The following is a 13,458-nucleotide window of genomic DNA, read 5'->3' on the forward strand; positions in this document are numbered from 1 at the left end:
AGCGTTACGCCCAATCTTCGTGGCCAGGGTCACACCGGGTTCCCGCCGGCGCCGTTCGTACGGTCACACAGGCCCGTCCGGGGGCTTCGAACGACCCCGGACGCCGGTGTCGCCGGACCCGAACCGGGCCCGGCGACAGGTGCTGCACCCCCGCGCCCCCGCGCGTCGGCGCGTCAGTGCTCGCGCGGGGCGGGGACCACGCGCTCGACCTCCGGATGCACCGTCAGGAGCTGACGCATGGAGTTCTCCGCTCCCATGGCGTCACCGGCCGCGAGGGCCTCGACCATCCGTGCGTGGTGCGCCACGCAGGTCTCGCTCGGACGGTCGCAGGCGGTGACGGGGCTGCCGGAGACCTGGAGGGCGGCGGAGACGATGCCGGAGAGGTGTTCCAGCATGCGGTTGCCGGCGACCTGGATCAGCAGGGCGTGGAACTCGTTGTCGGCGCGCCCGAAGGTGATCACGTCCCCCTGCCCGAGGGCGTGGCCCATGATCTCGACCATGTCGGCGAGGCGCTGCTGGACGTCGGGACGCCCGTGACCCGCGGCGAGGCGGGCGGCGAGCGGTTCGATGGTCAGGCGGAGCTCGCCGAGCTCGCGGCGCTGGTCGTCGCGCTGGGGGCCGAAGGCGCGCCATTCGATGATGTCCGGGTCGAGCAGGTTCCAGTCGGCGACGGGACGGACCCGGGTGCCCACGTTCGGACGGGCGCTGACGAGGCCCTTGGCCTCCAGGACCCGCAGGGATTCGCGGACGACGGTGCGGGAGACCTCGAAACGCTGGCCGATCTCCTCGGGTACCAGCGGGCGGTCCGCGCCGAGATCACCGGAAACGATCATCTGGCCGAGCTGCTGGACGAGTTGGCCGTGCAGTCCGCGGCCGCGGCTGCCCGCGGCCCGGCGGCCGACACGGCTCAACTCGACGTCGGCGCCGTCCCAGTGGGGAGGTCCGACCCGGTCTGACCCGGAGGCCTCCGGGTAGGGGTAGCGGTCGAGTTCGCCCGGGCCGGCGAGGCCGGTGTCGGCATGGCGGGCGGCGGTCATCATGGTGTGCGCAAGGGTACTCACGAATCCTTTGTCGGCCGTGCCTCCATCACCCTTGAGGTCTTTGGTGAAAAGCACACGAAAGGGTGATCGGTGCCACCTACGCAATTGACGACTTATCGGAAAGAACCGGGCTTTTTGCGGGGAGTTGCGGTCCGCTTCACGTGATTTCGCGTGATCCGGTCTCCCGCGGTCCCCCGGGAGTCTTCTCCCGCACCGGAACGATCACCAACGGACGCGGGAGCGCAGTCCTGTGAACCCATAGGCGCACAACAGGACCATCAGTGACAACAGCAGCGCGGTGCCGACGGGTTGGGCCATCACCCGAAGGGCTCCCAGCACGAGCCGGTCGGTCTCCGGGGGCCACTGCGCCCAGGACAGGCTCCGCAGCCGCGAGCCGATTCCGTTCATCGGGTACGCGGACGGCCCGTCCAGGGCCTTGCGCAGGAGCGGTACGACCATCACGGGTACGGCGAACACGGCGGCGAGGCCCGCCGTGGCGGACCGGAACACTCCGGAGGCGAGCACCCCGGCCCAGGCGCAGCCGACGAGCAGGCCCGCCCAACTCGCGGCCGGGGCGACCCATTCCGCGGGTGAGTGCAGGGGGGCGGCCCCGAAGACGAGGCGCAGGGCCGCCGCGTCGGCGGCGACGGCGAGGGCTCCGAACAGCAGCGCGAGGGCGCCGCACACCCCGAGTTTGGCGGTGAGCAGGCCCATCCGGCGCGGCACGGTGCCGCGGTCCGCGGCGAGTGCCGGGAAGCGGTACTCCTCGCCGAACGCCAGGGCGCCGAGCAGTCCCGCGCCGACCGCGGCGGGGGGCAGCGGGAGCAGCTCGGGCCAGGCCGCGAGCAGTCGGCCCTGCGGGGTGTGGCCCGCCCGCGCCAGTACGAGGGAGATGAGTACGGAGGCGGCGAGGACGGCGGCGGCCGTCAGGACGGGGGTCGCGGTGCCGAAGACCCGGCGCAGCTCGTAGCGCAGCGGCCGCAGCGGTCCGCCGACGCGGCGCACCGTGGAGACGGGCCGCCCCGCACTCGCCTGGCGACGCGGTGCCGCGCTTCCTGCGTCCCCGGCCTCCCGGCTCCGGCCTTCCAGGCCCCAGCACTCGGGGTTCACGGCTTCCGAGTCCCGGTCCTGCGGGCCCGGAGCCGGCGCCCCCCACGCCTCGGGTACCGCGCCGGGGTCGGACGGGGTGTCGCCCGTCCCCTCCGTACGGGCCTCGGAGCGCGGGCCGGGGTGGGGGTGGGGGCCGGTGCCGACATCAGGGGCGGTGTCGGGGCGGACGCCGGCGGCGCTCTGGAAGCCGGTGCCGGTGCGGGCGGCCTGGACGCCGACTTCGAGCCGGACCTCGGAGCGGGCCTCGGAGCGTAGTTCGGAGTGGAGTTCGGAGCGGGCCTGGATGGCGGGCCGGGTGCGGGCCTGCGGGACGGGCGGAACCGGCGTTCCGGCATCACCGTGGTCTCCGCCGTCGCGGGCGTCGCCGGTCTGCCCGGTCTCGTCGGCGAGCTGGTGGACCAGTACGCCGTGACGGAAGGCGGCCTCGCCGATCTCCGCGCAGTTGCTGCCGTACACCGAGAGGCGGCTGCCGCTCTCCGCGACGATCTCCACCGCACGCTGGGCAGCTCTGGCTTCGCGGGTCAGCACGTCGGCCAGTCTTGCCGCGTGCGGGGTGCGCACGGCGACGCGCGGCCGCAGGCGGGTGCGGGCGAAGTCGGTGGCGTCCTGGTCGGCGACGAGCCGGCCCGACGCGATCGAGACGACCCGGTCGGCGTTGACGGCGGCTTCCTTGGCGTCGTCGGTGGTGAACAGCACCGCGCCGCCGAGGGAGGCGTGGCCGCGCAGCATCCCGTGCAGCCAGCCGCGTTCCTTCGCGGAGAGTCCGTTGCCGGGCTCGTCGAGGAGGAGGGTGCAGGGGTCGGCGAGCAGGGCGGCGGCCAGCCCCACCCGGCGTTCCATGCCGAGGGAGAGCGAGCCGAGCCGCTCGTCGCGCAAGCCGGCGATGCCGACGACCTCCATCATCGTGTCGGCCCGGGAGGCCGCCACACCGGCGGCGGCGCACAGCATGCGCAGCTGGTTGCGGACGGTCCGCGCGGGGTGGCCGGGGACGTCGCCGAGGAGCACGCCGACCTCACGGCCGGGATGCGGGATCCGGTGGAGCGGGCGGCCCCGGAAGTACGTGACTCCGCGACCCGGTTCGAGTTCGAGCATGAGCCGCAGCGCGGTGGTCTTGCCCGAGCCCGGATCGCCGAGGAGCGCGGTCACGCACCCCGGGCGGGCCTCGAAGGTGAGGCCGTCCACGATGGGCGGGAGTTGTCGACGGGGTGTGCTGGTGAGTCCGATGGCCTGGAGCATCGCTTCTCTCGCGGGGTGTGAGACCGCTCTGCGGCAGTGTGAGTACCGCAAGCAAGATAACGCGATATGTCCGATTTTCTACGCAACCGGTCCGTCGCGGCGCCGATGTCGCAGCCGGTTGCTCAGACTTCGGGACGCAGCATGGGCGGGTTGAGCAGGGTCGCTCCGCCGGCCCGGAACAGCTGGGCGGGCCTGCCGCCCTGACGGGTCGTGGTTCCCCCGGCGGGCACCAGGAACCCGGGGGTCCCGGTGACCTTGCGGTGGAAGTTCCGCGGGTCGAGAGCCACGCCCCACACCGCCTCGTACACCCGGCGCAGCTCGCCGACGGTGAACTCGGGCGGGCAGAAGGCCGTCGCCAGGGAGGAGTATTCGATCTTCGACCGGGCCCGTTCCACCCCGTCGGCGAGGATCGTCGCGTGGTCGAAGGCGAGTCCGGCGGAAGCCTGGTCGGGCGCCTCGAGGAGTTCCCCGACCGGTGCCCAGCGGGCGCTGTTGGCATCACCGCCCGCACGCGGGGCGGGCAGGTCGGGGGCCAGCACCAGGTGCGCCACGCTGACCACCCGCATGCGCGGGTCGCGCTGGGGGTCTCCGTAGGTGGCGAGCTGTTCGAGGTGCGCCCCGTTGCCCACCTCCGGGGCCGCCGGGTCGTGGGCACACAGGCCCGTCTCCTCGGAGAGCTCGCGGGCCGCGGCGCCCGCCAGGTCCTCGTCCTCGCGGACGAAGCCGCCGGGCAGGGCCCAGCGCCCCTGGAACGGCTGCTCACCCCGTCGCACCACGAGCGCGCAGAGCGCGTGGCGCCGTACGGTGAGCACGACCAGGTCGACGGTGACGGCGAAGGGCGGAAAGGCCGACGGGTCGTAGGGCGACATGCCGCGATCATAGTCGTCTGCCTGACGATAAACAGAGCTTTGGTGATCCCGGAGACCGTGATCTGGAACCCAGCGCGGATCTTCCCGATCACACGGCGCCGGCCGGCGCTCGGGACCGGCCTCGCCACGGCGCCCGCCACCCGGACTTCCCGGTCGGCGCCCCACCCCCGCCGGTCCCGATCCAACCCGCTGGGTCGACGCGGTGAAGGGGTCTGACGAGGCGACGTCCGGAACTTCGCCGCAGGAGCACCGGAACCCGCTGACCGGGCAGGACTTCGGCGGAACGGCTCAGCCTCCGAGTTGGAGCGCATCGGCGGCCTCCTCCACCATGCCGACGCCGAGCCGGCTGATCCGGACGGTGAACGGCTCCCCGGCCACGCGCAGGCCCGAGAGGCGCAGGGCGCCGAGCGGGGCGCCGGCCGAGGGTGCCACCGCGACCGTCGCCTCCGGGGCGTCCGGCCGGATCCCGGCCAGAGCCGTCAGCGCGTGGATCCCGGCGGCCGCCGCCACGGCCGCGGGCCGGCAGGCGGCCGGATGCGGGAGCGGGGCGCTGCCGGCGGTGCGCTGCTCGGCGGCGTACATCTCCGGCAGCCGGTACCCGAACGTCTCCGCCGCGTCCAGCAGGCCGCGGAGCAGACCGGCGGCCTCCTTCTCGAAGCCCGCGTGGACGAGGCCGGCGACCGCGACCGCGCTCTCGTGAGCCCTGACGGCACCCGACCGGTGGCCGAACGGGTTGTGGCCCGGCTCGCGGGCGGCCATGCTCCGCAGCCCCCACCCGGAGTCCATCGCGGGGGCACCGAGGAGCCGGGCCAGCTGTTCGGTACGGACCGGGTCCAGCAGGCCGGGCGCGAGCCGGCCGCCGCCCAGCAACCCGGTGTCCAGCAGGTGCGCGGCGGCCCCCGTCAGCCGGGGCAGTGGCCGCCCGTCGGGGTGCAGGGCCGCGGCGGGGCGGCCCCCGTCCGGTCCGTCGATCCAGAAGCCGGCCCGGAACCTCTTCCTCAGCTCGGCCGCCCATTCCCGCCACTCCCCCGCTCCGGGCCGCCCGCACCCGTCCAGCAGGTCGGCGCCGAGCAGCGCGGCCCGGTGGGCGTGGGCCTGGGTTTCGAGGCGCCGTGGCCCCGGGTCGGGATCGGCCAGGAAGCCGTTCTCACCGAGGGCCCCGCGCAGCCAGTCCAGGCATCGTTCCGCATGCGGGAGCAGCCGGGCCGCCTCCTCCTCTGGGAGCCCCCACCGCCGTGCCTCGGCGAGCAGGACCGGGAAGCCGAGGGTGGCTTCCGTGCCGGTGCATCCCGGCGGCAGCTGCGGTCCGGCCGCGCGCAGCGGACCGGGGATCTTCCCCGCATCGGGGCCGCGCCCGGCGGTCTGGCTCCGGGCCAGCGTGCGCAGGGTGGCGGCGGCCAGCCCGGTGCCGAGCGGCAGCGCCATCCGCGCGGCCCACAGCGACTCCGCCGGGGCCAGTCCGAGCCGCCACGGCACTCCTGCCGCGGCGAAGGCGTCGCAGGGTGTCGCGGGGTCCCGCAGGAGCAGTGCGCCCAGGTCGTCGAGGCTGGTCCGGAACCAGATGTCGGCCCTCGGGTCGTCGCCCTCGGCGCGGGCTGCGGAGAGGGGGTTCGCGACCTGTCCGGCGGGGGCCCGGCCGGTGCGGTCGCGCGTGGTCCGCAGTTCGATGGCGCGGGACTCGCCGGGCGCCAGTTCGAGTTGCCAGCGCAGCAGTCCGGCCGAGGCGAGGGCGTCGTCGGGAGCCGGGTCGGCGGTGGTGACGGCCCGGGCCTCGCCGCTGCTCCAGCGGAGCCCGGCGGCGTGGACGGCGGCGGGCAGTTCGGGCCCCGGTCTGCCCGCGGCTACCGCGGCCAGTTCTGCCAGGTCGGTGCCGAGGGAGACCTCGACGGCGAGGCGCATCGGGCGGGCGGCGAAGCTGCGCAGGGTGATCCGCTCGGTCCCGTCGGCGTGCCGGACGCGTTCGACGCCGACGTCGGGATCGGGGCCCGGCTCGACGCCGGTGCGGACGGTGGCGGTGAAGGCAGCCCGGTCGGCGCCGAGGCTGCGCCCCTGGACGGCGACCGGGTCCCGGCCCGCGACGCGGAGCACGCACCGGGACAGCAGGCGGCGCCCGGCTCGGTAGATCCCGTCGATCCCCCGCCCGGTGAGCTGGCCGTGCTCGGGGGAAATGGCCAGGCAGGGTGCGGAGACGCAGATGACGGCTCCGTGCACGGGTGGCAGGTCGGCCCTGCGCGCGGGCGGCACCCCGGGTCCCGCCGTGCCGGGCCGCGCCGGACCGGCTCCCGGCGCCTCCACGGTGCCGGAGTGCCCGCCGCTACTCCCCGCTGTACCCCGGGTCCCGGCGGTGCCCGGGACTTCGCCTCCTCCCCCGGCGGCGGCTCCTGCCTGACGTTCCGCAGGGCCGGACGGCGAGGCGGCACCGGCGGGCGGGTCCCCGGCGCGGCCCGGGGCGGAGACCGCTGTGTCCCCGACGGGCCACGGAACGGAGGGCCCTGCCGCGACCGTCCCACGTTCCGCAGGACCCGGCACCGGGGCTGGGCCGGCGGGCGGGCTCCCGGCGCGGCCCGGGGCGGGGTCGGGGAGTCGGCCGCCGGGCCGGCCCGCGGGGGTTCCCGGGGGGTGGGCCGGTGGTGCGGGCGGGGGTCCGGAGGGATCGGTTTCGGGTACGGGGGGAGCCATGTGCCGCCTTGTCTGCGCTCCGGCCGGTTCGGCTGGGCGGCAGCTCGGCCGGGCCCCCACCGCCCTCCAGGGGAACGCCCTGGCCCCCGCCCGGGTCACGGGCCCCGGTGGTGACTGCCCCCGCAGGGCGGGACGGCATGGGCGGAACGCCGCACCCACCACGTCCCGGAGCCGCTGGACGGTGCTGCCTCGGCACGGGTCCCGGCGGGCGCTCACTGCCCGCTCCCCTCGGGGCGGCGGGACTCGGGGCGGTAGGACTCGGTGCCGTGGGCTTCGGTGCGACGGGCTTCGGAGGTGCGGGATTCGATGCTGTGGCCGTCGTGGGCGTCGTCGGGCGAGAACGCGGGACCAGCGGTTCCCTGAGATGCAGGACCAGCGGACCCAGGCTGGCGAGCGTCTGGTCCGCCGGACCCCGGGCCGCGGGATTCCGGGCGCCGTCGGCCGCTCCGACGCCCTGGCGGGCGTGTGGTGGCGGCGGCCCGCTTCCGGCGGGGTTCGCGGCGCCTGCGTTCCTCCCTCAGGCACTCCCGCAGCCCTTCCGGGTCGATGCCCTCGTTGCAGGCGTGGTGGAGCAGCTGGGCGAAGCGGTACTCGGAGTCTGCCCGCAGCGCCATCCCGAGGGCGATCCGAGCCGTCGGCTCGTCCCCGCTGGACCAGGAAACCCAGCCCGCGAGGGTGAGCGGGGCCGCCGCGTGCTCTCCGTAGGCCCCGACGCAACGCCGTGCCAGAGCCCGCCACAGCCGCAGGGCCGGAGCGGCCTCGTCGTCCTCCATCCACTCGGCGGCGATGTCGCGGATCTCGCGGTCCTGGAGGCCGATGATCACGGCGGCGGCCTCGTCGTGGCCGAGCAGGGCGTCGTCGCGGCCGTCGGCCCCGGCTCCCCCTTCGGCGGGCGGGGCGAGGGCCAGGCGCCGCAGCAGGGTCCTTGCCAGACTGATGGTCTCGGCACCGACCTCCTCACGAGTGGCGCCGTCGAGGATCTTCGGCACCAGGGCGATGGCCGCCCGCTCCAGGGCGTCCTCCTGGTCGGCGGCCAGCGGCCCGCGCAGGGGGGCGAGCCGGTTCTCGATCTCCCGCAGGGAGCCCCGCACCTGGAGCCCGGCGAAGGTCGCGGCCGCTGCCATCACGGAAGTGCCGGGCGGGGCCAGCGGATTGCCTTCGGCCGGGCAGCAGTCGGCGTCGTGACAGGTGTAGGACCAGTAGCGGCCGCCGGAGAGGCACAGGGCCTCCAGTACGGGGACGTCGAGTTCCCCGCAGGCGGTCCGCAGCCGCTGAGCGAGGGGCCGGAGCCTGGTCATCACCCGCTGGCCGCTCTCCCCGCCCTGCGGGTCCCGGCAGAGGAAGACCACGATGCCGTCGGGCTTGGCACCGCGCCGTTCGCTGCCGCGGACCAGGCATTCGGCGACCTGCCGGGCGGTTTCCTCCCATTCGCCGGGCGCCGCCGGGATCCCGACGCGGAGCCGGCCGCCGAAGCGTCCTCCCTCGCCGTGTACGGCGACCATGACGAGGGAGTCGGTCGGGTGGAAGCCGAGCATGTAGGGCAGCGCGTCGGCCAGTTCGGCCGGGCTGCGCAGGGTGATCTGGGGTTCGGTCGGGGACCCGGACGGGCTGAGGGAGGGCCGGCCGGCCGGGCTGGTTGATTCGTGGTTCGTCGTCATGCGTCGACGGTCCCGTGCCTGGTCCGATCCGGAAACCCCTGTGGATAACTCGTCCAGCTTTCAATATCCACAGGTCGGGTGCGGTGATGGCGCGATGTCAGGGGGATCGGGTTCCATGGAGCCATGAACACAGATCCCAGGCCCCCGGCCCGCCACGCACTCGAAGCCTGCCCACCCCATGACCACCGGAAGACGAACGACGGACTCCGTGCCGGACCCTACCTCAGGGGCGCCCGGACGAAGGGGACTTGCCCAGCACGGTCACCGCGAGGGCGGCCGCCGCGAGCCCGCCGCCCCACCACATCACCGCCATGACCCCGGCGCCGTCCGCCGCCAGCGCGCCGGCCAACGCACCCAGGGCGATCGCCCCGTTGAAGACGCCGACGAACAAGGAGGACGCGGCCTCGCGCGCCCCGGGCGCCGAAGCCAGCAGCCATGCCTGGGTGCTGACGGACACCCCTCCGTAGGACAGCCCCCACACCGCGAGGAGCACACCAGCGGTCAGGACGGAGCCGCCGAGCACCGGTACCAACGCGATCGTGGACGCCAGCACCGCACTGATCACCAGCAAGGTGGAACGCGGGGAGCGGGCGGCGCCCGCACCGGCCGCGAAGTTGCCCGCCACGCCAGCGACTCCGTACACCAGCAGCAGTGTCCCGATCGTGCCGGCGCGCACCCCGGAGACCTCCTCCAGCACGGGGCGCACGTACGTGTAGGCGGCGAAGTGACCGGTGACCAGCAGGGCCACCACGGCCAGCCCCGTCCGCACCCGCGCGTCGCCGCACAGCCTCACCACACCACCGAGCCGTACCTCTTCCTCGGCGGGCAGTCGCGGCAGCAGGACCGCCAGGCCGACCAGCACCACCAGCCCCAGCACGCCCGCCGCCGCGAACGCGGCCCGCCAGCCAACCAGTTCACCTACGTACGCACCGGCCGGGACCCCGAGCACCGACGCCACCGCGATCCCGCTGAAGATCAGGGAGGTCGCGGAGCCGACCGACCTCGACGGGGCCAGCCGCACCGCCAGCCCCGCCGCGATCGCCCAGACACCGCCCATACCGATACCGACCAGCACCCGGGCCGCCACCATCACCGCGAAGTCCGGCGTCCACGCGGCGAGCAGGTTGCCGGCCGTCAGGAGGCCCATGAGCGCACACAGCACCGTTCGCCGATCGAACCGCCCCAACAGCGGTGTCAGGATCGGCGCCGACACCGCGCCCACCAGGCCGGTGACGGTCAGGGTCAGTCCGGCGGCGCCGTCGGTCACCTCCAGCGCGTCCCCGATGGGAGTCAGCAGCCCCACGGGCAGCATCTCAGACGTCACCACCGTGAAGGTCGCACCCGCGACCGCCACGACGCCCGGCCAGCCGCGGGCCGCCGGTCGCTCGCGCATCCCGCCGATGTCAGCGGTTTCCTCTGTCTGTGCCATGCGGCCAGCCAACCCGCCCCGCTCCGGGGGAACAACGGCGGATCTCTCATCCTTCGATGAGCGGGACTACTCGATCCGCCGCACTGGTGCGCTGTCGGCGGCGGTGCGCAAGAGAACGCCATGAAGGGACCGGCATGAGCGGTGTGGAGATACGCGAGCTGGAGGCGTTCCTCGTCCTCTCCGAGGAGTTGCACTTCGGCAGGGCGGGCGAGCGGCTGTACGTCTCCCAGAGCCGGGTCAGTCAGCTCCTGCGGTCGTTGGAGACCCGCATCGGCGCTCCCCTCCTCGAACGCACCAGCCGCCGGGTGGGCCTGACCCCGCTGGGGGAGAGCTTCCTCGCGGGTCTGCGCCCCGCGTACGACGCCCTGCGCGCCACCGTGGAAGACGCCCGCGCCGCCGCGCGGGGAACGGGCGGGGTGCTGCGCATCGGATTCCAGGGCGCCGTCGACGACCACCTGAGCCGGGCGATCGCCCGGTTCGGGGACCGGTATCCCGACTGCGCGATCGGCATCGTCGAGATCCCGCTCTCCGACCCGTTCGGTCCGCTGCGCCGCCAGGAGGTGGACTGCGCGGCGGTGCTGCTGCCGGTCGCCGAGGACGACCTCGCCCTCGGGCCGGTCTTCTCCCGGCATCCGCAGACCCTCGCGGTGTCCGTCCGGCATCCGTTCGCCGCCCGGGAGTCGCTGTCCGCCGAGGAGCTCGCCGACTGCCGTCTCATCCGGATCGACGGCGACGCCCCCGACTACTGGCGGCACGCCCAGGCCCCCCGCAGGACCCCGGGCGGCCTCCCCGTGCCGGCCGGGCCCGGCGTCAACACGCTCCAGGAAGGACTGAGCCTGGCCGCCGGAGACCGGGGCGCGATGCTGCTGTGCCGGTCCACGGCCGGCTACCACGCGAGCCGCGACTCCCTGGCCTTCGTCCCGGTACGGGGCCTGCCCGACTCCGAGCTGGGCCTCGTCCGCCCCCGCCTGAGGCCTTCCGCGCAGGCGCAGGCCTTCGCCCTGGCGGTCGCCGAGACGGCCGGACCGGCGGCCTGAGCCCGCACCGCACCCGGCACCACGACCCGGCCCGGCCACACGCCCGGCACCATGCCCCGGCGGCCCCGGCCGCGCAGCCCCGCCCCTCACCCCGCCCGCAGCCCGCAGCCCGCAGCCCGCAAGGAAGCCGCGCAGGGATCAGGCGGCCGAGGCCAGGACCAGCGGAAGGACCTGTTCGGCGCCCGCCTGCCGGAGCAGCCGGGCGGCGACCGCGAGGGTCCACCCGGATTCGGTGGAGTCGTCCACTAGCAGGACGGGGCCGGGAGCGGCCGCCAGGGCGGCCGCCAGGTCCTCGGGGACGGCAAAGGCGCCGGAGAGCGCCCTGAGGCGCTGGGCGGAGTTGCTGCGGCGCGCCGCGTGCGCGCCGTCCGGTCCGGTGTACGTCAGGCTGCCCAGGAAGGGGAGCCGGCCGATGGCCGCGATGCCCTGGGCGAGGGAGCCCACCAGCTGAGGACGGGTCAGGGAGGGTACGGCGACGACTCCCACCGGCCGGGCGGTGGCATCGGACACGTTCGGCGCCCAGCCGCCCGGGGAACGCGCCCAGTCGGCGAGGACGGCGACCGCGGCCTGCAGGACGTCGTCGGGGACGGGTCCGTCGGGTGCGTTGTCGGCGAGGAGCGGGCGCAGCCGGTTGCCCCAGCCGATGTCGGAGAGCCGCCCCAGGGCGCGCCCGGCGGAGCACTGCTCCTTGACCGGGATGCGGCCCTTGAGGTTGATGCCCAGTGCGGGCATCCCCGTCGGCCACATCCGGCGCGGCTCGACCTCCACCCCGGGGCGGTCCAGTTCCTTCGCCGCGCCCGTCAGGATCTCGGCCGAAACGGTGGAATCGGCCCAGGTGCCCGCGCAGTTGTCGCAGCGGCCGCACGGGGCGGCGCCCTCGTCGTCGAGCTGCCGGCGCAGGAACTCCATCCGGCACCCGGTCGTCGTCACGTAGTCGCGCATGGCCTGCTGCTCGGCGGCCCGCTGGCGGGCGACCCAGGCGTACCGCTCGGAGTCGTAGGCCCACGGCTCGCCGGTGGAGGACCAGCCGCCCTTCACCCGCTTGACCGCCCCGTCCACGTCGAGGACCTTGAGCATGGTTTCCAGCCGGGTGCGGCGCAGGTCGACCGCGGCCTCCAGGGCGGGCACGGACACCGGCCGTCCGGCGTCGGCGAGGGCCGCCAGGGTCTGGCGGACCTGGGCCTCGGGCGGGAAGGCGGTGTCGGCGAAGTAGCGCCAGATCGCCTCGTCCTCCTTGCCCGGCAGCAGCAGCACGTCGGCGTGCTCGACCCCGCGGCCCGCGCGGCCCACCTGCTGGTAGTAGGCGATCGGCGAGGACGGCGAACCGAGGTGGATCACGAAGCCCAGGTCGGGCTTGTCGAAGCCCATGCCCAGGGCCGAGGTCGCGACCAGCGCCTTGACCCGGTTCTCCTGGAGGTCGATCTCGGCCTGGAGCCGGTCGGCGTTCTCCGTGCGCCCCGTGTAGGAGGCCACGTTGAAGCCGCGCTGGCGCAGGAAGGCGGTGGCCTCCTCGGCGGCGGCGACGGTGAGGGTGTAGATGATCCCGGATCCCTGCAGTTCTTCGAGGTGCTGGGCGAGCCAGCCCAGCCGGTGCGCGGCGTCCGGCAGCCGGACCACGCCCAGGCGCAGGCTCTCCCGCTCCAGCGGGCCGCGCAGTACCAGAGCCTCGCCCGCGCCGGTGCCCAGTTGCTCCGCGACGTCGGCGGTGACCCGCGCGTTGGCGGTCGCGGTGGTGGCCAGCACCGGTACGCCGGGGGCGAGCTCGGCGAGCATCGCCCGCAGCCGCCGGTAGTCGGGGCGGAAGTCGTGTCCCCAGTCGGAGATGCAGTGCGCCTCGTCGACGACGAGGAGGCCGGTCGTGGCCGCGAGCTTGGGGAGCACCTGCTCGCGGAAGTCCACGGAGTTGAGGCGTTCCGGACTGACGAGGAGGACGTCGGTCTCGCCGCGCTCCACCTCGTCGTAGATGGTGTCCCACTCCTCCGGGTTGGCGGAGTTGATGGTGCGCGCCTGGATGCCGGCCCGCGCGGCCGCCTCGACCTGGTTGCGCATGAGGGCCAGCAGCGGCGAGATGATCACGGTGGGGCCGGAGCCGCGGCGGCGCAGCAGAGCGGTCGCGACGAAGTACACCGCCGACTTGCCCCAGCCGGTGCGCTGTACGACCAGGGCCCGCCTGCGCTCCTCCACCAGGGCGGACACCGCCTGCCACTGGTCCTCGCGAAGCCGCGCCGAACCCCCCGGGGCACCGACGAGCTCAGCGAGGATGGCATCGGCTTCAGTGCGGAGCTCCAGGTTGTCCATCCCCCCATGCAACCCGATGGCACGGACAATGGGCCAACTCACCCAGCGTCACGTACCGCCCACGCACCGGCGGGCCGACCTGCGCCGGGGCCTCCAGCGGGC

General features: G+C 74.9%; 8 protein-coding genes. 1 reads left to right on the top strand and 7 read right to left on the bottom strand.

The window, feature by feature from the left end:
* Positions 1-173: 173 nt before the first annotated feature.
* The 6 genes from AC07B0_RS30470 to AC07B0_RS30495 all read right to left on the bottom strand — a co-directional run bounded on the left by AC07B0_RS30470 (position 174) and on the right by AC07B0_RS30495 (position 10,021).
* Positions 174-1,115, bottom strand: coding sequence for a FadR/GntR family transcriptional regulator (locus tag AC07B0_RS30470; RefSeq protein WP_356874295.1), 942 nt, complete (start codon positions 1,113-1,115; stop codon positions 174-176).
* Positions 1,116-1,262: 147 nt separating this feature from the next.
* Positions 1,263-3,386, bottom strand: a complete 2,124-nt coding sequence (locus AC07B0_RS30475) for an ATP-binding cassette domain-containing protein (protein ID WP_478899359.1) — start codon at positions 3,384-3,386, stop codon at positions 1,263-1,265.
* A gap of 122 nt (positions 3,387-3,508) precedes the next feature.
* Entirely contained in the window at positions 3,509-4,255 is a 747-nt protein-coding gene (locus AC07B0_RS30480; RefSeq protein ID WP_356874291.1) for an NUDIX hydrolase, read from the bottom strand.
* 288 nt (positions 4,256-4,543) lie between these two features.
* Positions 4,544-6,475 carry a glycogen debranching N-terminal domain-containing protein gene (locus AC07B0_RS30485; protein ID WP_478899399.1) on the bottom strand — a complete coding sequence of 644 codons (1,932 nt, stop codon included), beginning with the start codon at positions 6,473-6,475 and terminating at the stop codon, positions 4,544-4,546.
* Between the two features lie 671 nt (positions 6,476-7,146).
* Entirely contained in the window at positions 7,147-8,592 is a 1,446-nt protein-coding gene (locus AC07B0_RS30490) for a DUF4192 domain-containing protein (protein WP_478899360.1), read from the bottom strand.
* 223 nt (positions 8,593-8,815) lie between these two features.
* Entirely contained in the window at positions 8,816-10,021 is a 1,206-nt protein-coding gene (locus AC07B0_RS30495; protein ID WP_478899362.1) for an MFS transporter, read from the bottom strand.
* A 134-nt stretch (positions 10,022-10,155) separates the two neighbouring features.
* Between AC07B0_RS30495 and AC07B0_RS30500 the strand changes: the two genes are divergently transcribed.
* Positions 10,156-11,058, top strand: a complete 903-nt coding sequence (locus tag AC07B0_RS30500; protein ID WP_478899363.1) for a LysR family transcriptional regulator — start codon at positions 10,156-10,158, stop codon at positions 11,056-11,058.
* 138 nt (positions 11,059-11,196) lie between these two features.
* Here the strand turns inward: AC07B0_RS30500 and AC07B0_RS30505 are convergent, their stop codons facing one another.
* Positions 11,197-13,356: a RecQ family ATP-dependent DNA helicase gene (locus AC07B0_RS30505; RefSeq protein ID WP_478899364.1), complete on the bottom strand. Its 2,160-nt coding sequence runs from the start codon at positions 13,354-13,356 to the stop codon at positions 11,197-11,199.
* Positions 13,357-13,458 lie beyond the last annotated feature (102 nt).

The organism is Streptomyces sp. NPDC044704 (genome assembly GCF_056433525.1).